The 20109-nt window shown below is 48.8% G+C and carries 20 protein-coding genes; 10 read left to right on the top strand and 10 right to left on the bottom strand.

Going from position 1 to position 20109, the window contains the following annotated elements:
• Window positions 1-39: 39 nt before the first annotated feature.
• Window positions 40-2196: a S46 family peptidase gene (locus tag H141_RS0106420; RefSeq protein ID WP_019675426.1), complete on the bottom strand. Its 2157-nt coding sequence runs from the start codon at window positions 2194-2196 to the stop codon at window positions 40-42.
• Window positions 2197-2712: 516 nt separating this feature from the next.
• Between H141_RS0106420 and H141_RS20755 the strand changes: the two genes are divergently transcribed.
• The 3 genes from H141_RS20755 (at window position 2713) to H141_RS0106440 (ending at window position 5741) form a co-directional block, all read left to right on the top strand.
• On the top strand, window positions 2713-3060 hold the full coding sequence (locus H141_RS20755; RefSeq protein ID WP_019675428.1) for a hypothetical protein: 348 nt from the start codon (window positions 2713-2715) through the stop codon (window positions 3058-3060).
• Between the two features lie 108 nt (window positions 3061-3168).
• Window positions 3169-4779, top strand: a complete 1611-nt coding sequence (locus H141_RS0106435; protein WP_033425413.1) for a methyl-accepting chemotaxis protein — start codon at window positions 3169-3171, stop codon at window positions 4777-4779.
• A gap of 35 nt (window positions 4780-4814) precedes the next feature.
• On the top strand, window positions 4815-5741 hold the full coding sequence (locus tag H141_RS0106440; protein ID WP_019675430.1) for a chemotaxis protein CheV: 927 nt from the start codon (window positions 4815-4817) through the stop codon (window positions 5739-5741).
• Window positions 5742-5791: 50 nt separating this feature from the next.
• Here H141_RS0106440 and hisIE read toward each other — a convergent pair whose 3' ends face one another.
• From hisIE to hisG, 8 genes are read right to left on the bottom strand one after another with little or no spacing between them, the layout of a single operon-like run.
• Window positions 5792-6406 (bottom strand): bifunctional phosphoribosyl-AMP cyclohydrolase/phosphoribosyl-ATP diphosphatase HisIE, encoded by a 615-nt coding sequence (gene hisIE / locus H141_RS0106445; RefSeq protein ID WP_019675431.1) that lies wholly within the window; start codon window positions 6404-6406, stop codon window positions 5792-5794.
• A gap of 9 nt (window positions 6407-6415) precedes the next feature.
• The gene (gene hisF, locus H141_RS0106450) at window positions 6416-7189 is read right to left on the bottom strand and encodes an imidazole glycerol phosphate synthase subunit HisF (RefSeq protein WP_019675432.1); all 774 of its coding nucleotides are present in this window, start codon (window positions 7187-7189) and stop codon (window positions 6416-6418) included.
• Window positions 7171-7917 carry a 1-(5-phosphoribosyl)-5-[(5-phosphoribosylamino)methylideneamino]imidazole-4-carboxamide isomerase gene (gene hisA / locus H141_RS0106455; protein ID WP_240473102.1) on the bottom strand — a complete coding sequence of 249 codons (747 nt, stop codon included), beginning with the start codon at window positions 7915-7917 and terminating at the stop codon, window positions 7171-7173. The genes hisF and hisA overlap by 19 nt, the downstream gene beginning before the upstream one ends.
• On the bottom strand, window positions 7905-8498 hold the full coding sequence (gene hisH / locus H141_RS0106460; protein ID WP_019675434.1) for an imidazole glycerol phosphate synthase subunit HisH: 594 nt from the start codon (window positions 8496-8498) through the stop codon (window positions 7905-7907). The genes hisA and hisH overlap by 13 nt, the downstream gene beginning before the upstream one ends.
• Complete coding sequence (gene hisB / locus H141_RS0106465; RefSeq protein WP_019675435.1) at window positions 8498-9568, bottom strand: bifunctional histidinol-phosphatase/imidazoleglycerol-phosphate dehydratase HisB; 1071 nt, start codon at window positions 9566-9568, stop codon at window positions 8498-8500. Before hisB ends, hisH begins: the two co-directional genes overlap by 1 nt.
• On the bottom strand, window positions 9565-10656 hold the full coding sequence (gene hisC / locus H141_RS0106470; protein ID WP_019675436.1) for a histidinol-phosphate transaminase: 1092 nt from the start codon (window positions 10654-10656) through the stop codon (window positions 9565-9567). The genes hisB and hisC overlap by 4 nt, the downstream gene beginning before the upstream one ends.
• Window positions 10653-12026: a histidinol dehydrogenase gene (gene hisD / locus H141_RS0106475; RefSeq protein WP_019675437.1), complete on the bottom strand. Its 1374-nt coding sequence runs from the start codon at window positions 12024-12026 to the stop codon at window positions 10653-10655. The genes hisC and hisD overlap by 4 nt, the downstream gene beginning before the upstream one ends.
• Window positions 12027-12028: 2 nt before the next feature.
• A complete protein-coding gene (gene hisG / locus H141_RS0106480; RefSeq protein WP_019675438.1) occupies window positions 12029-12937 on the bottom strand; it encodes an ATP phosphoribosyltransferase in 909 nt (302 codons plus the stop codon).
• A gap of 472 nt (window positions 12938-13409) precedes the next feature.
• Here hisG and H141_RS0106485 point away from each other — a divergent pair, with 472 nt between their 5' ends.
• The 7 genes from H141_RS0106485 to H141_RS0106515 all read left to right on the top strand — a co-directional run bounded on the left by H141_RS0106485 (window position 13410) and on the right by H141_RS0106515 (window position 18597).
• Entirely contained in the window at window positions 13410-13661 is a 252-nt protein-coding gene (locus H141_RS0106485) for a hypothetical protein (RefSeq protein ID WP_019675439.1), read from the top strand.
• Between the two features lie 92 nt (window positions 13662-13753).
• The gene (locus H141_RS0106490; RefSeq protein ID WP_019675440.1) at window positions 13754-15691 is read left to right on the top strand and encodes a DNA repair helicase YoaA; all 1938 of its coding nucleotides are present in this window, start codon (window positions 13754-13756) and stop codon (window positions 15689-15691) included.
• Between the two features lies 1 nt (window position 15692).
• The gene (gene tsaB, locus H141_RS0106495; RefSeq protein ID WP_019675441.1) at window positions 15693-16379 is read left to right on the top strand and encodes a tRNA (adenosine(37)-N6)-threonylcarbamoyltransferase complex dimerization subunit type 1 TsaB; all 687 of its coding nucleotides are present in this window, start codon (window positions 15693-15695) and stop codon (window positions 16377-16379) included.
• Window positions 16380-16441: 62 nt separating this feature from the next.
• A complete protein-coding gene (locus H141_RS0106500; RefSeq protein ID WP_019675442.1) occupies window positions 16442-16750 on the top strand; it encodes a hypothetical protein in 309 nt (102 codons plus the stop codon).
• A gap of 86 nt (window positions 16751-16836) precedes the next feature.
• Entirely contained in the window at window positions 16837-17577 is a 741-nt protein-coding gene (locus H141_RS0106505) for an SDR family NAD(P)-dependent oxidoreductase (RefSeq protein ID WP_019675443.1), read from the top strand.
• Window positions 17574-18116, top strand: a complete 543-nt coding sequence (locus H141_RS0106510) for a DUF2878 family protein (protein ID WP_019675444.1) — start codon at window positions 17574-17576, stop codon at window positions 18114-18116. The genes H141_RS0106505 and H141_RS0106510 overlap by 4 nt, the downstream gene beginning before the upstream one ends.
• Window positions 18097-18597, top strand: coding sequence for a chalcone isomerase family protein (locus tag H141_RS0106515; protein ID WP_026349278.1), 501 nt, complete (start codon window positions 18097-18099; stop codon window positions 18595-18597). The genes H141_RS0106510 and H141_RS0106515 overlap by 20 nt, the downstream gene beginning before the upstream one ends.
• Before the next feature lie 78 nt (window positions 18598-18675).
• Here the strand turns inward: H141_RS0106515 and H141_RS0106520 are convergent, their stop codons facing one another.
• A complete protein-coding gene (locus tag H141_RS0106520) occupies window positions 18676-19980 on the bottom strand; it encodes an alkaline phosphatase (protein ID WP_019675446.1) in 1305 nt (434 codons plus the stop codon).
• Window positions 19981-20109: the final 129 nt, after the last annotated feature.

Here is a 20109-nt window from a genome sequence, read left to right on the forward strand (position 1 = left end):
TATAAAATTCAATCTTTACTTAGTTTAAGTAGCTCGTTGCTAGTTAACACCAAGTTCCTGCAATAGCGCAGTGGCCTTATCTACCTGCTGCATTTGCCAAAGCATAAAGCGTAAATCTACCTGAATAGAACGGGTGTTTGCCGGATTATAATCCCAGTCAGAGATAATTGAATCCAGGGTGCCATCAAAGGCCAGTCCAACAAACTCAGCTTTGCTATTTAAAATAGCGGAGCCAGAGTTCCCCCCGGTAATATCCAGTGTTGCAAGGTAATTAACGGGTACTGACTTAAGTGTTGGTTCCAGATAAGGGCCGTAATCTTTCGCTCTAATTGCTGCCAGTTGCTCAGCCGGAGCATTAAACTCACCCTCACCCGTTGCCTTGGCGGTAATACCACGCAAGGTAGTAAACGGGGCCCAGGCATTACCGTCTTCGTTACCGTGTGCCCGGCCTTTTACATTGCCGTAGGTTACCCGAAGGGTACTGTTGGCATCGGGATAAACAGCTTGCCCCTGAGCTTGCATATACGCAATTTTGGCCCGCATGTAACTGGCATAAGCCTGCTGAATTTTTCCAGCCAGCTCTTCACTTTCAGCTTCCCGCTTTAAATCAGCCTGGTACAGTGCAACGGCAGCCATTACAAAAGGATCAGCACTCTGACTAAACTGAGCAGGCGCACTATCGATTAATGACTTGCGGTTACTTAACTCAGTTAAACTGGTTTTGGCGTACCAGCTGTCGATCAGCGCGCTCAGCTCACTGCTACTCATATTGCCTTTAATCCCGAGGGCGCTGTCAAAATCGCTATTGCGTTGTTTTTTAGGTAAAGCAACATATTTAGTCAGATTATGTAAATCAAGGGCTTTTTCAACGCTGGAATCAAAGTTGCGTTCCATGCCGGCAACAAATGCCTGGTAGCGGGGAATATCCCGCTGCTGATAACCTGCTTTACGCTCGGTGTCAGGCTTAGTGCCCTCTTGCGCTAAACGGTATAACGAACGGGCAACATTAAGTAAGCGCGGCGTAGCGTTGTTCAGGGCATAATCGGCGCGGGATTTACGGTGTTGTTCGGCTAGCAGCTTTTCAATGGTATCCAGATCTTTGGCATAGGCTTTTTTGTTGTCACTGTTACTGTTAACCCATGATCTCAGTGCCTTATGTTCAGCTGTTTTACGCTGTAAAAAGTCGCTGTCGGCAAAACTGTCCAGCATGCCCTGGCGGTTTTTCATATAGTTGTTAAGACCCGCAACTCTGCTGGCATACTTAAGTTCGGCGTCCTTATTGGTTGAGGTTACCTGGTTGATAATAGCCAGCGTGTCTTTAAACTGCTGCACGGTATTAGGGTAGCTCCACTCAAAAGTTTCACTTACTTCAGCAGGTAGCCGGTGCCGGTTGGTCCGGCCCGGGTAGCCCAACGCCATCACAAAATCGCCATCCTGTAAGCCTTCTGCTGCCAGCTTCAGGTAGTGGTCTGGTTGGTATGGTACGTTATCTTTATGATAATCAGCAGATTTACCATCCGGGCTGACATAAGCCCGTAAAAAACCATAGTCGCCGGTGTGACGGGGCCACATCCAGTTATCGGTATCGCCGCCAAACTTTCCGACGCCTTCAGCTGGAGCATGAACCAGACGGACGTCTTTAATTTCAAGCTGCTTAATCAGGTAGTATTCCAGGCTGCCATAATATGCAGCTACCCGGCAACGGTGACCTTCATCTTGCTCGCACTGGGCTATTAACTGCTTTTGGTTTGCTTCAATAGCGTCGATTCGCTTTTTTCCGCTTAGCTTGGCGGTTGCTGCATCAATAACTTGTGCGCTGACATTGTCAACTGCTTTAGTAACATATACCCGGCTACCCGGCGCCGCGGGCACTTCAGCTGCCGTTGTAGTGGCCAGAAAACCATTGGCAAGCAAATCATTTTCAGGTGTAGAGTTGTGGGCAATACTATTATAAATACAGTGATGGTTAGTAACCACCAGGCCGGTAGACGAGACAAAAGAGGCTGAGCAGCCACCCAAACTGACAATAGCAGCCATTGGAAATTCGGTAAGTTTGGTCAGGTTTGCCGGGTCAAGTTCCAGGCCGGCAGCTTTTAATTCACTTGCAATATCGGGAAGTTGTTGCGGCATCCACATCCCTTCATCAGCCATCGCAAAACTACCGGTCAGTGCCAGTATCAACAAGGATTTTTTCATAATTTCTCTTATATTTTATTTAGAGCGCACTCTACGCGGGCGCCGTTATACTCGGCGCCTGGTAGCGGCTTGTCAAGATGTCGATAAATCCTGTAACAGTTTAATAAGCCAGCCATCCGGTTTTACGCGTTGGGATGTTGCTGAGGTAAAGTTTTTGAAGTTAACTTTGCTAATGCTGAGTTATCTTAAGTAGAATTTTCAGTGTTTTCACTGGCAGTGAATTAATTTGATTAAATGTTATGCCAATTTCTCTGGTTATAGCCTAAGCTTTGTTTGGTAATGCTAAAAATAGTCAATGGTTTCATTCTGGTAATTAAAATATCAGTAGTTGATAATGTTCAAAGTTAGGCACTAATTTAAATTAGAGAGGAAATAATGATAAAAAGTCTAGTCGCCTTGTCGCTGGCCGTTGCTTTGATTCCTGCCACTGTATATTCAAGTATCACAATTAAGACAACTGGCCGGCGTAACGGCGTAATGGCTTTTGGTGTCGACCTGGTTTTTTAAGGAGCCTTTATGTTAAGCAGATTCTTAGCCACTGTTATACTCCTTGCAGCTGCTGGCACTATGATGCCGGTAGCCGCTGACATAGCTGTGATTGTTAACCCGGCCAACACTACAACCTTAACAACTGACGAACTTACCCGGCTTTATACCGGCAGGTCATCGGCACTTGCTGCGGTTAATCTGGCGGAAAGCTCACCACTGAGAGGCCAGTTTGATGAGAAAGGAGTGGGCCGCTCTTCTGCCCAACTAAAAGCACATTGGTCGAAATTGGTATTTACTGGTAAAGGTTCACCGCCACTGGAGCTGGCTTCGGAAGCCGCGGTAATTGAGCATGTTGCCAAGAACCTAATGCTATAGGCTATATTGCAGCCTCCAGCGTAACAGATACAGTAAAAGTAGTATTAACCCTGAACTGAATGCAACATTGCAGGTAGTTTGCTGGCTGGCAGAGAAGAGTATTATTATATGAAAAATATGTCGATAGTGATGAAGATCTGGCTGGTTATTGGTCTGGCGGTAATTGCATTTTCTACCGTGGTAGCGGTTAGTGTGTTTTTTACGGCCAAAAACAATGCCACGACCCAGAGCATGCGTGATTATATGTACGAGACGTCAAAGCTGGCGTCACAAGTTCAATCTGGTTTTATCTCGCTGGATGAGTTTTTTACTCAGGCGGTAACGTTATCAGATCCCGATTTATTGGCTACGGCGCAGCAAAATAGTAATAAGCTGCAGCAAAATCTGAACCGGCTGAAAACCCTTAATCCCGGACAGCAGCAATTAATGGATAAACTGCAGCAAGATGCTGCTAACTATGCCAGCCTGGCTGGCGGCATTGCCCAACAATTTATTGATGGCGATGTCGACTTTGCCAAGATTCAGGCGAGTGTTGCCACGAAGACTGAGCAGTTCGAAAGTCTGAACAATCGATTTACTCAGTTTGAGCAACAGGCTGACGAGCGATTTTCTCAGGCCATTGAAAATATGTCCGACAATATGGACTTAGCGTTAACAGTGATTTTAGCACTGGGTAGTGTGTTGATCTTGTTAACAGCTGGCCTTGGCCACTTTATTGCCAGTCGGATTAGTAACTCGGCCAGAACCCTGGGGGTCTCGCTGGCTGAGCTGGCCAGTGGTAAGGGGAATCTGGCGAGCCGGTTGCCGGTAACAGGTAATGATGAGCTTGGTGTGGTAGCCAAGCAGTTTAACCTGTTTATCGGGATGCTTCAGTCATCTTTTAACGATTTGGCCAAGACCATAGATCCGTTAAACCGCAGCGCTAAGGATCTGGCTACGGGCATGAATAACATGGAAAGAATGACACTGGAGCAATCTGACAATTCAGAAACCGTCAGCCACAGCATGGCTGAAATGCAGTTATCGGTACAAGACATCAGTCAGTCGGCCAATGATGCTGCCACTGGTGCTGGCAAAGCAAACGAACTGGCCAAGTTGGGACTGGATAAAACCAGCCACGCTGTCAAATACTCACAAGGTTTGTCTGATGAAATAAAGCATGCTCAGGATGTTATTACGGAGCTGGCAGAGAAAACGAAAAATGTCACTGAAATTCTGAAAAGCATTAACGATATAGCTGATCAAACTAATTTACTGGCATTAAATGCCGCAATCGAAGCGGCCAGAGCAGGAGAGCATGGCAGAGGGTTCTCGGTAGTTGCTGATGAAGTGCGTAACTTATCTTCGAAAACGGCAAAATCGGTAACGATGGTGCAGGATGTGCTGCGGCAACTGAACGATAATGTCAGTGGGGCGGTCAGTATTATGAGCCAGGCGGTAAGTAATGCTGAACATTCTGCTAGTTTGGCAGCTGATGCCGGCACCTCGATAGAGCAAATTAATCAGGAAGTTCAGCAAATTAGCATGTTAAATGCGCAAATTGCTGCGGCAACTGAAGAGCAAACCATGGTTGCCGAGCAAATCGCCAGTAACACCGCTAAAATGATAGGATCATTTGCCCAAACCAAGAGCTTGCAGTTGAGTTTGCATGGTATATCAGACGATTTAAGGGTACTTTCTGAATCGCTGGTAACTGTTAGCTCAAAATTTGAGACCTGATTTTAACGCAACCCAGGTTGCAGTGAGGAAGCACCATGAGTTCATTAATGAGTTCGGTTGACCAGAGAACCAACATTGTAGGTCAGAACCGTCTGGAGTTGTTGATTTTCCGCTTAACCGGGCAACAACCTTATGGCATTAACGTGTTTAAGGTCAGGGAAGTGATTCAGTGTCCGCAATTAACTGATATGCCTGGCGCCAACGACCATGTCAGAGGCATTGCTCATCTGCGCGGCACACCGGTTACTGTTATCGATTTAAGTAAAGCAACGGGTGGCAAGGCAATTGAGGATTTAAGTAAAGCTTATATTCTGGTAACCGAATATAACCGTACTACCCAGGGTTTTCTGGTTGGTGGCATTGACCGTATCGTCAATATTAACTGGGAGCAAATTATGCCGCCGCCAAAGGGCGCTGGTCGTAATCATTATCTGACAGCAGTGACCCAACTGGATGATAAGTTGGTGCAAATTCTGGATGTCGAAAAAGTATTTGCTGAAATTTCGCCGCCAGACGAGGAAGTGAGTGAGCAGATTAAACAACGCAAGTCTGAAAAGGATTTATCGAAACTCACGGTACTTGTTGCTGATGATTCTGCTGTTGCCCGCAATCAGGTGAAACGGGCACTTAGCTCAATTGGCATCAATGTCGAAGTGGTAAATGATGGACGTTTGGCACTGAACTGGTTATTGGCAAAAGCTGATGAACTGGGTGGGGATATCTCTGACCATGTTCCACTGCTGATCTCTGATATTGAGATGCCGGAAATGGACGGCTATACCCTCACAGCTGAAGTCAAAGCGCATGAGCATCTGAAACATGTTCATATTGTGCTGCATTCATCGCTCAGCGGAGTATTTAACGAGGCAATGGTTAAAAAGGTTGGTGCCGATCAGTTCATAGCAAAGTTTCACCCTGATGAACTGGCCTCAGCGGTCCAGCACTGGATGTCGATAGACTAAGAAACCTCAAGGTAGCGCTAAGCAGCGCTACCTTGAGGTTTGCTCAACGTTTAATTATGGCGTTGTTGCAACACCTTAATGACATCGTTCAGTTCAAGTTGCTGGCTGCGTAGCAGCACCAGCAGGTGGAAAATTAAATCGGCAGCTTCGTTGGCCAACTCTTCTTTGTCACCGGCCATCGCCGCCAGAGCAGACTCTACTCCCTCTTCACCGACTTTCTGGGCTATCCGTTTAACACCTTTAGCAAACAGACTGGCGGTATAACTGCTGGCCGGATCGGCGCCTTCACGGCTTTGAATTACCTGTTCTAAATCGTATAAAAAGCTTAACTGTGGGCTATTAGCGCTATTGTCATGCCAGCAGGTTTCGGTGCCAACGTGGCAGGTCGGGCCTTGTGGCTGAGCCAACACTAAAATACTGTCGCTATCGCAGTCACTGGCAATGCTGACCAGTTGCAGGGTATTACCGGAGCTTTCGCCTTTGGTCCACAGCCGCTGTTTGCTGCGACTGAAAAAAGTTACCTGGCCGCTTTGCAGGGTGTGCTCAAGTGCTTGCGGGTTCATATATCCCTGCATTAACACCTTGCCGGAAATGGCATGCTGCACTATTGCCGGCAGTAACTTGCTTTCGGGCCAGCTAAGCTGGCTGATTTGTTCTTGGTTCATAGGTTTTCTCTAAGGCCGTATGCTGATTCCATCGGCAATCAATTTCGTTTTTAAAGCGGCAATCTCAATAATTGCTTTATGAAACACACTGGCCGCCAAGGCGCCGTCGACATCGGCTTGCTGAAACACCTGACTAAAATGCTCCATAGTACCGGCGCCGCCACTGGCGATTAATGGTACTTTACAGACATCGCGAATGCTTTTTAACTGGGCAATATCATAACCCTGGCGTACGCCGTCCTGGTTCATGCAGTTAAGCACAATCTCGCCGGCGCCACGCGCCTGTACTTCGGCCACCCAATCGCGGGTAAGCCAGCGGGTTTTCTGGGTGCGGCTTTCATCGCCGGTAAACTGGTATACCTGATACTGGCCTGAGGCCACATCAAAAAAGCTGTCGATACCAACCACCACACACTGCTGGCCAAAAATATGATTGAGCTCACTAATCAGCTCAGGCCGGGCCAGGGCAGGGCTGTTGACCGATACTTTATCGGCGCCCATTTCCAGGATTTTGCCAGCATCAATCACACTTTTAATGCCACCGGCGACACAAAACGGAATATCGATTACTTCGGCTATCCGCCGCACCCAGCTTTTATCAACCACCCGGCCATCGCTCGACGCAGTAATATCATAAAATACCAGTTCATCGGCGCCAGCTTCGGCATAGCGCTGGGCTAATGGCACAATATCGCCAATGATCTCATGGTTGCGAAACTGGACGCCTTTAACGACTTTGCCATCGCGCACATCTAAACAGGGTATTAACCGTTTTGCCAGCATGCAATGGCCTCCTTCAATGTAAATTTACCTTCCAGCAAAGAGCGGCCCAAAATAACCCCGGCAACACCACTGCCAATTAACGCTTTAATATCAGCCAGCGAGCCGATACCGCCTGAAGCCTGCCACTGAATTTGCGGGTAATGCGCGGTAAGTTCGCGGTAAAGCAACACATTTGAACCACTTAAGGTGCCATCGCGGCTGATATCGGTGCATAGCACGTGTTTGGCGCCGGCGGTGATATAGTCGTCCAGCACTTGTTCCAGAGTAATGTCAGATTGTTTAATCCAGCCGTGTGAAGGCAGGGTTTTCTCGCCTTTATCATTAATGGCCACATCCAGCGCCAGCACAATCTGCTCGCCGCCATATTTACGGATCCAGCTTTGCACCAGCCCGGGCTCGCGGATTGCCAGGCTGCCGATTACCACCCGGCCAGCACCGGCATCAAGTAAATCAATCACATCCTGTTCGTTGCGGATTCCGCCGCCAACCTGAATATGCAAGGGTGAGGCTGTCATCAGCTCGGTCAACAGTGCTAGCTGCCGTTTGCTTGCATCTTTAGCACCGGATAAATCAACTATATGCAGCCAGTCGCTACCATCTTGCGCATATTGATTGCGCAGGGTAAGCGGGCTGAACTGGTATTCTGTTGTGTTGTCGTAGCGCCCCTGATATAGCCGCACTACGGTACCGTCTATTAAATCTATCGCCGGGATAATCACAATTGCCACTCCAGAAAGTTCTGTAATAAACGGGCGCCGGTTTTACCGGAGCGTTCCGGATGAAACTGGGCGCCAGCAACATTATCTTTGCCAATCACTGCTGCAAAGTCACTGCCATAGTTACATAGTGCAAGTGAGTGCAGGCTGGGCGCCACCGCGAAACTATGCACAAAATACACATAATCACTGCTGCTGAATCCTTTAAGCAATGGGTGGCTGCTGATACTGTGCAGGGTATTCCAGCCCATATGAGGTAAGCGTAAGCCGGCACTTTGCATTGGCTGTACGTCACCGGGGATCAGGTTTAAACAAGGTACGTCGCCTTCCATACTATGGCTGGTTAGCATTTGCATGCCTAAGCAAATACCTAACAATGGCTGCTGCAGGCTTTGCAGAGTGTCGATAAGCTCGTTATGTTGCAGCTGCGCCATGGCATTGTGGGCCGTGCCGACGCCGGGCAAAATCACTTTAGCGGCCGCTTTAATTATCGTTGCATCACGGCTGATCGTGGCCTCTACCCCCAGCCGTTTAAAAGCAAAGTATACCGAACTGATATTGGCGCAGCCGGTATCAACAATAACCAACTGCATCACAATACTCCCTTGGAGCTTGGCAGGGCTTCACCGGTTACGGTAATGGCCTGGCGTAATGCCCGGCCAAACGCCTTAAATAAGCCTTCTACCATATGGTGTTTGTTACCATCGGTGATCGATAAGTGTAAGCTGATCAGCATGGCATCGCTTAATGACCGGAAAAAGTGCGGTACCATCTCCAGGTTGAGGCCACCAACGCTACCTTCGCCTAAGTTGGCATCGAATTTAAACAGCGGCCGGCCGGATAAATCCAGCACACATTCAGCCCGGCACTCGTCCATTGGCAGGACAAAACCAAAACGATTTATGCCACGTTTATTGCCCAACGCCTGTTTTAACGCCTGGCCCAGCGCCAATGCAGTGTCCTCGACACTGTGGTGATCGTCAATATGGAGATCACCTTCAACCCTTACCTGCAGTGAAAAACCGCCGTGAGTGGCAATTTGCTCCAGCATGTGGTCAAAAAAGCCAACGCCGGTATTAAAGCTGTTGTTACCAGTACTATCTAAGTCAACACTGATTTCTATATCGGTTTCTCTGGTTGTCCGACGCACTGTGGCCTTGCGGCCGCGGCTTAGTAACTGCTTAGTTATCTCACGCCAGCCCAGAGTGTCACGATTATACTGAAATGAAGGCAGGCCCATGTTATCGGCCAGTTGCACATCAGTTAAGCGGTCGCCAATCACATAAGAGTTGGTAAAGTCGATTTTGCCCTGCTGCAGATAGTCTTTCACCAGCCCCAGTTTCGGTTTACGGCAACTGCAGTTATCCTGCTCAAAATGCGGGCAAATCAGTACGTCGTCAAAGTTAATGCCTTGCGAGGTTAATAGCTGCATCATTTTATCGTGCGGCGCATCAAAGGTATCCCGAGGGAAGCTGCTGGTGCCGAGGCCATCCTGGTTGGTTACCATTACCAGCCGGTAACCGGCGGCCTGCAATTTCAGCAGGGCAGGAACCAGCTCTGGTTCATATGCCAGCTTTTCCAGGCTATCTAATTGTTTATCAATTGGTGGCTCTTCCACCATGGTGCCGTCGCGGTCAATAAATAAAATAGGCTGGCCACTCATGCGTGTTCTCTCTTATTAACTGAAAAATAGTTCAACATTGCCTGCTGCAGGCGCTGCATTTCATCCGGGCTGCCAATCGACACCCTTACCACCTGTGATAAGCCCAACTGACTGGACTGATTCCGAATTAAAATATCAGCGTTAATCAGGGCACTGACACAGTCAGCAGCATCTGCAACTTGCAACAGCACATAATTGGCATTACTGGGCCAGACCCTCAACACGCCTGGCAGCTGCTGCGTAAGCTCAATAAAGACGCTGCGTAGCTGATTAATAGTAGCGACGCTTTGTTGCATTTGCGCTATGCCTGCTGCAGACAAGGCCTGGGCAGCAATTTGTGCAACCGGCTCAGCAATCGGGTAGGGTGCAATCATTTTTTTCAGAGCGTTTATTACATCAGCTGAGGCCAGGGTAAAGCCACAGCGCAGTCCGGCTAAGCCAAAGGCTTTAGACAGGGTGCGCAGCACTACCAAATGCGGGTAGCGGCTTAACAGCGGCACCACAGAGGCTTGTGGCGCAAACTCAATATAGGCTTCGTCTACCACCACCAGTGCTTTGCCGCTGAAATGTTCCAGCACAGCAATAATCTGCTCGCGTGGGATCAGATCGCCGGTTGGGTTATTCGGGCTGCAAATAAAAACCAGCTTGGGGCGGGTGGCAAAAATACCATCCAGATCAAGCTGTTCACTGTTTAACAGCAATACTTTATCAACCGCAGTCTGATTACTCTCCGCACTTATTGCATACATGCCATAAGTTGGCGGACAAATGGTAATGCTATCCAGCTTGGGTTCGCAAAAGCTGCGGATCAAAAGCTCTATGCCTTCATCGGCACCACGGCTGACAAGTACCTGCTCTGCGCCTACGCCGGCATAAGCCGCATAGGCATTGATCACAGCTTTTGGCTGACATGACGGATAACGGTTAAAAGTACCATCCAGCTGATAAGCCGGCGCCAGCGCATTTTCGTTGGCATTCAACCACACCGCGCCACCGCTCATACTGCTGCGGGCAGAAGCGTAAGGAACCAGCTCCTTAACTAACTGCCGGGCCAGCGTATTCACCCCGGAACCTGTTGCCTCAGTCATACTTTACCTCCGCCGCTATTATTGTTGCACGTCTCTGACTCATTAAGCACTGCCATGCGCAGCCGCACCGCATTGGCGTGGGCCTCTAAACTTTCAGCTTCAGCCAGGGTAACGATCGCCGGGCCAATATTACGCATACCCGTGGCTGACAGTTTTTGCACGGTAAAGCGACGGTAAAAGTCAGTCAGTGACAAACTTGATACTGTTTTGCTGTAGCCATAAGTTGGCAGAACATGGTTGGTGCCACTGGCATAGTCACCCGCTGACTCGGGTGTCCACTGGCCAACAAAAATACTTGCTGCGCTGGTAAACTGCTCAATCAGCTCATCATCAATTGCGGTTTGCACAATTAAATGTTCTGGCGCATAAGCATTGGTAACCGCGACTGCTTCGGCTAAATCTGCTGTTAAAATATAACGACTGTGGCTAAGTGCTGCTTGAGCAATATCCTTACGGGGCAAGCTGGCCAGTTGTTTAGTTACTTCAACTTGTACTTTGCTAATCAGCTCAGCACTGTCGCTAACTAACAGGACCTGAGAATCCGGGCCGTGCTCGGCTTGCGATAATAAATCGGCAGCAACAAAGGCAGGGTTGGCACTGTTATCGGCCAGCACCAGCACTTCAGACGGGCCGGCCGGCATGTCAATCATCGCGCCTTTAGCATCCTGACTTACCTGCTGCTTGGCTGCGGTAACATAACGATTGCCCGGGCCAAATATTTTATCCACTTTAGCAATACTTTCAGTACCATAAGCCAGGGCGGCAATGGCCTGGGCGCCACCAATGGTGTAAATTTCGGAAATACCACAAAGCTCCGCCGCATACAGAATTTCCGCTGCGATATCGTCAGCTGCCGGTTTACCCGGTGGGGTTACTAATACCGGCCGCGGACATCCCGCCAGTTGGGCCGGTACGCCCAGCATCAGCACGGTAGAGGGTAAGGGTGCACTGCCACCGGGAATATATAAGCCTACTGCACTGATAGCCCGGCTTTTCAGCTGACAGAATACGCCGCTGCTGGTTTCGACATCAATATCGCGGGGTAACTGCGCCGCGTGGAATTTACGAATATTGTCATAGGCCAGCTCAATAGCGGCTTTACGCTCAGGTAGTAAGGTTGCCAGCACACTGCGTTTTTTATTGTCGCTCAGGCGCAGTGGGTTATCGGTTAAACCATCAAACTGTTGGCTATAGCTGCGAAGTGCGGCGTCGCCCTGTTGTTTGACGGTAGTGATAATGCTACGAACTTGTTCGCTTAAGCCTGCTGAGTCGGCCAGCTCCGGCCTGGCCAGCGCTATTTGTCGTTGCTCTGCCGATAATTGCGGCCAGTTAAACAGGGTAGCCGAAGCAGTAGCCATAGTTGAAGCCATAGTTACTCCATCATTTTTTCAATTGGCAGCACTAAGATAGAGCTGGCGCCCAGCGCCTTTAATTGCTCCATGGTTTCCCAGAATAAAGTTTCACTGCTAACCACATGAATAGCAACCATAGTGTCGTTACCTGCCAGCGGCAGCATGGTCGGGTTTTCCGCACCGGGCAGCAGGGCAATCACTTCATCCAGGCGGGCGCGTGGCGCATGCAGCATAATATATTTGCTTTCATTGGCCTGCATTACCCCGTTGATCCGCGGCATCAGTTTATTAATCAGTTTAAGCTGCTTGCTGTCTGTTAAGTCTTTGCGCTGAATCAGCACTGCCTTACTGCGGTAAATTACATCGACTTCTTTTAAGCCGTTGGCTTCGAGCGTGGCACCGGTTGATACTAAATCACATATCGCATCGGCTAAACCGGCGCGTGGCGCTACTTCAACCGAACCCTTTAAGGTAACTACCCGGGCATTAACGCCTTGCTGCTTTAAATAACGCCCCAGCAGCCTTGGGTAGGTGGTGGCAATGGTTTTGCCGTCAAGCGAAACTGGCCCCTGGTACTCATCTTCCTGTGGCACGGCAATAGATAAGCGACAACCACCAAAATCAAGCCGTTTTAACACGGTATAATCGAAACTGTCATTATCCAGCTGGCGCTGCAGCGATTCTTCTTCCAGTACGTTCTCGCCAACAATGCCTAAGTCACAGACACCATCCATCACCAGGCCGGGAATATCATCGTCGCGTACCCGCAGGATATCGATGTCCATATTCTCGACATGGGCTATCAACCGTTGCTCACGCAAATTAATCTTTAAACCACAGCTGGTAAAAAGGGCCTGAGAATCAACCGATAAACGACCAGATTTTTGCATAGCGATACGTAAGCGTTTACTTTCTGTTGCCGGACTCATAATGGTCTCCATGACGATAACTAAAAAATGGTTAATACAATAAACAAAAACCCCGGGCCTGAGCTCGGGGTTTTTGTTACGTTACCACCGGAGCGCCAGACTTCAGCCCTCCGAAAAATCGGACGGCTAGTACCTATGACGATGGTGCAGGGCAATAACGTTCAGCATTTATGTGTTCTTGCGTATTAAGATGTTATACAAGTTACCTGTGCGGCGGCAAAAGTGCAAGCGTGTTCTGGTAAATATACATTTAACGATTTATTTTTAAGTGATTGATTATTCTTCACATTTGGTTATTTTGTGCAATGCTGCCTGAATTTAGTACTGCGAAGGCAAGCCTGAATATGAATTTTGCGGTTGAAATATGGTCAACTTGTATAGTCAATGAGCGGATTTATTAAAGGTATTTTTAGCCAGGCCGATATGTAGAGTAGCGTTGTAGTCAGGGGATAATTTAGGTCAGGGGATAGTTATGGATGCATTTTTGCCGTTTATACAACGGGTGCCTGGCACGCCGGTAGAGCCTGATCCGAAACAGGTTGTGCCGGTATTTAAAGACGCCAGGTTAAGTCCGCTTAAACAAAACGAACATAAATTTCTTATTTTACGCAGGCCAGGCGTCAACAGAGGCCGGCGCAAAGATGACTATCCTGAACCGCCGTACACTACGCCGGAAGAAGAGCAGCATGTCGACAAAGACGGTCATCTTGATATTTTTGTCTGAATTTTTCTGCTGATAAAGGCATAATAGCGCTCTTTAATTTATAACAGGCGCAGCAGTGGATAGCTTTACCCCCGGCGTTGGCCAACAACTGCATGACTAATCCTTTAGCTAAACAGGTACTGGCTGCTTTTGCTGCCAAAGGTAAGCTTGCCAGTAATATCAGCGGCTTTAACCCGCGCGTTGCCCAGTTACAAATGGCCGAAGCGGTCGCCACGGCCATTACCGATAATGCAGCACTGGTGGTAGAGGCCGGTACCGGCACCGGTAAAACCTATGCCTATCTGGTGCCGGCGCTACTGGCGGGTAAAAAAGTTATTCTGTCGACCGGTACCAAAAATCTGCAGGAACAACTCTTCTTACGTGATTTACCCAAGGTGCAGCAGGCGCTGGCCAGCCCTATTCATACTGCTTTGTTAAAAGGCCGTGCCAATTACTTATGTTTATTTCGTTTAGAGCAACATTATAATCATGTGCCGGTGCAGGATGAGCAGCTTATTCAGGATCTAAGCCTGATCAAAAAATGGTCAGCTGAAACCCAGTCAGGTGATATTGGCGAGCTGAGTTATATTGCCGAAGATTCTAAAGCATTGCCTTATGTCACCAGCACCACTGACAACTGCCTTGGCAAAGATTGCCCGGTGTATGAAGATTGTCACTTACTTAAAGCCCGTAAAAATGCCCAGGCGGCCGATTTAGTAGTGGTGAACCATCATTTGTTTTTCGCGGATTTAGCGTTAAAAGATACCGGCTTTGGTGAACTGCTGCCGCAGATGGATGTGATTATTTTTGACGAAGCACACCAGCTGCCTGATATTGCCAGCGACTATTTTGGTGAACAGGTATCCAGCAGATTGCTGCTCGATTTATGCCGCGATTTAGAGCTGGCCTGCAAATCTGAGCTGCGCGACCACCCGCAACTGGTAAAAGTAGCCGAGAAGCTGGCCAGCTTAGTTCGTGACTGGCGCTTACAGTTTGCTGCTGAGCCCAGTCGTGGTAACTGGCGTGACTTAGCGCAGCAAACGCCAATGCAAACTGCGCTTACCCGGGTAAACGATGCTATCGATTTGTTATATCAGGTATTAAAAAGCAGCCTGGGCCGCAGTGATACCGTCGACAGTGTGTTTGAACGTCTCGCTCAGCTGAAAAACCGCTTGTTGAAAATGCAGGACTTAAACCAAACCGGGGTCAGTTTATGGTACGAAACCAGCCGGCTGCATGTCAGTTTGCACTTAACCCCGTTAAGTATTAGCGAACGCTTTAAAGCCATAGTGGCCGCTGAGCAGCGCAGCTGGATTTTCACTTCTGCCACCTTGTCGGTAAATGAGGGTTTTAGTCATTACACTTCGCAAATGGGGCTGGACAATGCGCAAACCCTGCTACTGGAAAGCCCGTTCGATTATGCCAGCCAGGCGTTGTTATGCCTGCCACGTTATTTACCCGAGCCGCATCAGCAGCAAATGGGCCCGGCTCTGCTGGAACTGGCAGTAAAGCTGATCAAAGCCAATAATGGTCGTTGTTTCTTTTTATTTACCAGTCACCGCATGCTGCAATGGATGGCCAACGCACTACCTGATCAGATCAGCCAGCCAGTGCTGGTGCAGGGCAGTACTGGTAAGCGCCTGTTGCTGGAACAATTTGTAACCCTGGAAAATGCGGTGCTGCTAGGCACTGGCAGTTTCTGGGAAGGGGTAGATGTGCGCGGTGATACCCTAAGCTGCGTCATTATTGATAAACTACCCTTTGCGTCGCCGGATGACCCGTTATTGCAAGCCCGCAGCGAAGATTGCCAGCGCCGTGGTCTCGACCCGTTTAGCACAGTGCAATTGCCGCAAGCGGTTATAACCTTAAAACAAGGTGTCGGCCGGCTGATTCGCGACGTAACCGACCGCGGGGTGCTGGTTATTTGTGATAACCGTCTGGTTACCCGGCCCTACGGCAGTGTCTTTTTAAAGAGTTTGCCACCAATGCGCCGCACCCGTTCACTGGACGATGCGGTAGTGTTTTTACAACAAACCACACAGGAAAATTAAGGTGAAGTTACTGGCATTAGATACCTCAACTGAAGCGTGTTCAGTCGCCTTGTTGCATCAGGGTAACATTATTGCCCTGGATGAAGTATGTCCGCAGCAACATAGCAAACGAGTGCTGCCGATGATTGATGGCTTGCTGGCCGGGGCAGGCCTTAGCTTGAACATGTTGGATGGTATTGTATTTGGCCGCGGCCCCGGCAGCTTTACCGGGGTGCGGATTGGCGTATCGGTAGCGCAGGGCCTGGCGTTTGGCGCCGACTTACCGGTTTTTGGGGTCTCGACCCTGGCTGCCATGGCTCAGGCAGCGGTGCGTTTGCATCAGGCTACCCAAATCGTCGCCGCCATTGATGCCCGGATGGCAGAAGTGTATCTGGCAAGTTTTAGCAGCGACAGCAATGGCGTGTTGCAACAATTAACTGCCGAACAGGCGATTAAACCGCAGCTGCTGGCACCACTTGGTTTAAGTGGTAAGGTAATGGCGGTAGGCACTGGCTGGCAAACCTATGCTTCCGAGCTGCTGCGGGCACAGCCAGCTCATATCGCCAGTGATATTCTGTATCCTTCAGCCCAGGATATGCTGAGCCTGGCGCTGCCAGCCTTCAGCAATGGACTTTTTGTCAGCGCTTCACAGGCTGAACCGGTATATGTGCGCGACGACGTCAGCTGGAAAAAGCTGCCTGGCAGATAAAACACTTGGTTAAACTGGCAAACTGGTTATAATTAAACCAGTTTGCTTACTATGAAGATGTTATGAGCCTGACTGTTAATCAAAGCCTGAATGCCCCCGCTAATGTTGCCAGCGTATTTGCCGGTACAGAACAGCGTCGTGCGCCATTGCTGGCAGACAACCGGTTGTCAGGTGCGGCCAATACCGGATCCGGTATTCGGGCCAGTCAACAGGTAATTAATCAGTTGGATAACGAACGTAGTAAACAAAGCAACTTTCAGAACAGTAATAGCAGCCGCGGCCAGCAGGCAGTTGCCGCTTACCAGAGCCAACAGAACGAACAGCGTCGTGCTGAGGTTCAGTCTTTATTAGGCGTTGATCTTTACGCCTGAGCCAATCCAGATCTTCTGTCTTCGCGTATACTTTTTATAAATAACTGATTACAAGCTGCCTGGCAGTGTTGTGCAAAGGATTTACTATGGCAAAAATTTGTCTGATAACGGGGGCCAGTTCGGGCATGGGTAAGGCAACAGCCCTGCACTACGCCGCCAATGACTGGCAAGTGTATGCTATTGCCCGCTCAGCCGATAAGCTGGTTGAACTGGCAAAGCATAGTAAAAATATAAAGCCGGTAAGCTTAGATGTAACAGACAGTGTCGCGCTGGCCAGTTGGACAGCGGCGTTACCCGCAACTGAAAAATTCGATGTGGTTATTCTCAATGCCGGCAACTGTGAATATGTTGAGGCGTCAGACCTTGACCTGGCGGCTTTTGAGCGAACCTTTGCGCTTAATGTGCTGGCTGTGGTTGCTTGTACCCGCTACCTGATGCCATTCCTTAATAAAGGTAACAAACCCAGCCTGGCTATTGTCAGTTCGATGGCCCATTTTTTCCCGTTTACCCGCTCTGAAGCTTACGGTGCCAGCAAAGCTGCGGTGAGTTATTTTGCAGACAGTTTACGAGTTGATCTGGCAGATACTGATATTCATGTCTGTTTAATCGAACCAGGCTTTATTGATACGCCGCTTACCCGGAAAAACGACTTTGAGATGCCTTTTTTAATGGCTCCCGAGGATGCAGCTAAACGTATTTTCGACGGCATAACGGCAATGAAAAGCCGCTTGCGCTTCCCGCGCCGGTTAAGTTTTAGTTTAAAAATGCTGGGATTATTGCCGTATAACCTGCGGAATAAGCTGGCTGCAAAGATGAAACAACAATGAGCAATAGCAACACGGTAACGGTGACAACTGGCTATTTAACTCCTCAAAAGGGTATTCACTGGCGTTCTATTGTCGGTTTTGAACTGGCCTGGCTGACGCTGGTCTATTTTCAGAGTATGGCGATCGTACCGGTGTTGGCGTACTTGCTATATGGTTTGTATTTGCTGCCGAACCGGGCTCGCCTGGCCGTAATGCTTACCGCTGTGGCGGGCATTGTTATTGATGCAATTTTGGTTTCGCTGCACATTATTTCCTTTAACGACAGCCTGATAATGCCGGGCTGGTTTGTATTGCTGTGGGCACTGTTTGCGCTGGCTGCAGTTGAAACTATGGCCGGCTTCTTAAAGCCCTGGTGGCTTGGTGTGGTGTTAGGTGCTACCGGCGGCCCCCTGTCTTACCTTGGGGGCGCGGCATTAAGTGGTGGGGTGCTGCAGTTTCCGCTTGGAGCAGTGTCCTTTGTGGTTTTGGTGCTGGTTTGGGGGCTGTTAGGTCTGATACTGGGTTACAGCAGGAGGTTTTATGCACAAACTGATCGTTAACATTGTCGCACTGGGGTTTGCTGGTATGGTAGCTGCGACACCTAGCCTGACCACGGTAGGTGAGGGCAGCTACCGTTATTTATTCTGGCAACTTTACGACGCCAGGCTGGCCAGTACTGATGGTACTTTTAGTACTTATCAGCAAAGCAGCCCACTGTTACTGGAACTCACTTACAAACGGGATATCAGTAAAGACCAGTTTATTGATGCTACCGTAGAGCAATGGCAGAAACTTGGCAGAAGTAGCGAGCAACAGCAAACTGAGTGGGCAGAGCGCCTTGCCGAACTATGGCGGGATGTCAAAGAAGGTGATCGCTTAGCAGCGCTGCTGACTGAGCAGGGCCAGGTACAGTTTTATTTTAATGACGCCGATATAGGTTTGGTTAAAGATAAAGACTTTGCTCCGGCTTTTTTTGATATCTGGCTGCACCCTGATACCACAGCTCCGAAATTACGTCGCCAGTTAATAGCGGCAGAGTAGGGGTAGGGTGAAAAGTCGGATCAATGTGCTCGGTGCTAACAGAGCACATTGATTGTTACTTGTGAGTTTTGAGTAAATTTACTTAGTCTGCTGAATGTACTGAATCAACTTTTTGGCAATTGCTGTGTTATCCATAAAACCACTAAATTCGCCGGCATGTTTACCATAGGCCATTACCGGCACATCGGCTGCGGTGTGGCCGCCACTGGTCCAGCCGGTTAACGATGCATCGTTAATAAACTGCAGTATCTGGCTGCGTCCCACTTTTTCATCTTCATTGCTAAGCGCAGTGATCAGTAATTGCAATTGTGCTTTATCCAGGCTGATACCGGTCAGTTCAGTATAACGTTTACTGATATCCTGCTGGTTTTCCAATTGCTGTAATTGTTTGGCAATTTCCCGGCCTGTCGCTTTAACCCTTTTAATCACCTCAGTGTGCCACTGGTATACCCCGTTGGCGCCTAATGATAAGCCACCGGTTTCATGATCAGCAGTAACAATTAACAAGGTATCCGGGTTGGCATCGACATAAGCTTTAGCCACTTCGATTGCCTTGGCAAAGTCATGCATTTCAGCCATGGCACAAGCGATATCATTATCGTGCCCGCACCAGTCAATCTGGCTGCCTTCGACCATCAGCACGAAACCTTTATCAGCCGTTGACAATAATTGCAGCGCCTTTTCAGTAAGTGGCGCGAGCATGCTGTCATAGTCAGAGTTTAATACCGCAGGTAAGGCATTGTCTGTTAGCAGGGCTATTGCCGGTAAGCGGGTTAAACCAGCAAGTTGCTTGTAGTCATCAGTATACTGATAGCCAAGTTCAGTAAAACCGGCAATCAGATTACGATCTTCCCGCACAAAATACTTAGTACCACCGCCAATGATTAAATCGGCTACCGGTTTGCCATCAATCCGGTAATCCAAATACATATCAGCAATAGCATTCATATTGCGCCGGCTGCTGTTGTGCGCCAGAAATGATGCCGGGGTGGCATGGTTGACCTGGGAACTGGCGACAATACCATTTGCTTTGCCAAGGCGCTTGGCCAGCTGCATCATGGTGCCAATAGGAATATGTTGCCGGTTAACGGATATTGCACCATTAAACGTTTTAATGCCGGTTGCCAGGGCTGTTGCGCTGGCCGCTGAATCGGTTACCAGAGTATCATCATCAGGGTAGGTGCTGGCCATGCCAGTCAGTAAATCGTCATAAACTGTATTGCCTACCACGCTGGCTGCCGGATCGCGCTGGTAATAGCGGTAAGCCGCAACATAGGATGGCCCCATGCCATCACCAATCATATAAATAATATTTTTCGGCACAGCTAATGCTGAAGGTGGTAGTAAGCTTGCCACAGCAAGACATAATAAAGCGATGCGCATTGACTAAACCTTTATCTTTTCCGGTACTACCAGAAGTGTACGTTAACTCTTCAGACCAACCAAGTGCCATGAGACAAGCGCACCATTTTTTAATTTAAATTTTTAATAAAGATCATCAATGAAGTGTTT

It is taken from the genome of Arsukibacterium perlucidum DSM 18276, from assembly GCF_000382165.1.
Classification (GTDB): domain Bacteria; phylum Pseudomonadota; class Gammaproteobacteria; order Enterobacterales; family Alteromonadaceae; genus Alishewanella; species Alishewanella perlucidum.

What these genes read in the sequence shown, in the direction of transcription:
- H141_RS0106420 (WP_019675426.1), bottom strand. Translation starts at nt 2,196, where the DNA reads ATGAAAAAATCCTTGTTGATACTGGCACTGACCGGTAGTTTTGCGATG.
- H141_RS20755 (WP_019675428.1), top strand. Translation starts at nt 2,713, where the DNA reads ATGTTAAGCAGATTCTTAGCCACTGTTATACTCCTTGCAGCTGCTGGC.
- H141_RS0106435 (WP_033425413.1), top strand. Translation starts at nt 3,169, where the DNA reads ATGAAAAATATGTCGATAGTGATGAAGATCTGGCTGGTTATTGGTCTG.
- H141_RS0106440 (WP_019675430.1), top strand. Translation starts at nt 4,815, where the DNA reads ATGAGTTCATTAATGAGTTCGGTTGACCAGAGAACCAACATTGTAGGT.
- hisIE (WP_019675431.1), bottom strand. Translation starts at nt 6,406, where the DNA reads ATGAACCAAGAACAAATCAGCCAGCTTAGCTGGCCCGAAAGCAAGTTA.
- hisF (WP_019675432.1), bottom strand. Translation starts at nt 7,189, where the DNA reads ATGCTGGCAAAACGGTTAATACCCTGTTTAGATGTGCGCGATGGCAAA.
- hisH (WP_019675434.1), bottom strand. Translation starts at nt 8,498, where the DNA reads ATGCAGTTGGTTATTGTTGATACCGGCTGCGCCAATATCAGTTCGGTA.
- hisB (WP_019675435.1), bottom strand. Translation starts at nt 9,568, where the DNA reads ATGAGTGGCCAGCCTATTTTATTTATTGACCGCGACGGCACCATGGTG.
- hisC (WP_019675436.1), bottom strand. Translation starts at nt 10,656, where the DNA reads ATGACTGAGGCAACAGGTTCCGGGGTGAATACGCTGGCCCGGCAGTTA.
- hisD (WP_019675437.1), bottom strand. Translation starts at nt 12,026, where the DNA reads ATGGCTTCAACTATGGCTACTGCTTCGGCTACCCTGTTTAACTGGCCG.
- hisG (WP_019675438.1), bottom strand. Translation starts at nt 12,937, where the DNA reads ATGAGTCCGGCAACAGAAAGTAAACGCTTACGTATCGCTATGCAAAAA.
- H141_RS0106485 (WP_019675439.1), top strand. Translation starts at nt 13,410, where the DNA reads ATGGATGCATTTTTGCCGTTTATACAACGGGTGCCTGGCACGCCGGTA.
- H141_RS0106490 (WP_019675440.1), top strand. Translation starts at nt 13,754, where the DNA reads ATGACTAATCCTTTAGCTAAACAGGTACTGGCTGCTTTTGCTGCCAAA.
- H141_RS0106500 (WP_019675442.1), top strand. Translation starts at nt 16,442, where the DNA reads ATGAGCCTGACTGTTAATCAAAGCCTGAATGCCCCCGCTAATGTTGCC.
- H141_RS0106505 (WP_019675443.1), top strand. Translation starts at nt 16,837, where the DNA reads ATGGCAAAAATTTGTCTGATAACGGGGGCCAGTTCGGGCATGGGTAAG.
- H141_RS0106510 (WP_019675444.1), top strand. Translation starts at nt 17,574, where the DNA reads ATGAGCAATAGCAACACGGTAACGGTGACAACTGGCTATTTAACTCCT.
- H141_RS0106515 (WP_026349278.1), top strand. Translation starts at nt 18,097, where the DNA reads ATGCACAAACTGATCGTTAACATTGTCGCACTGGGGTTTGCTGGTATG.
- H141_RS0106520 (WP_019675446.1), bottom strand. Translation starts at nt 19,980, where the DNA reads ATGCGCATCGCTTTATTATGTCTTGCTGTGGCAAGCTTACTACCACCT.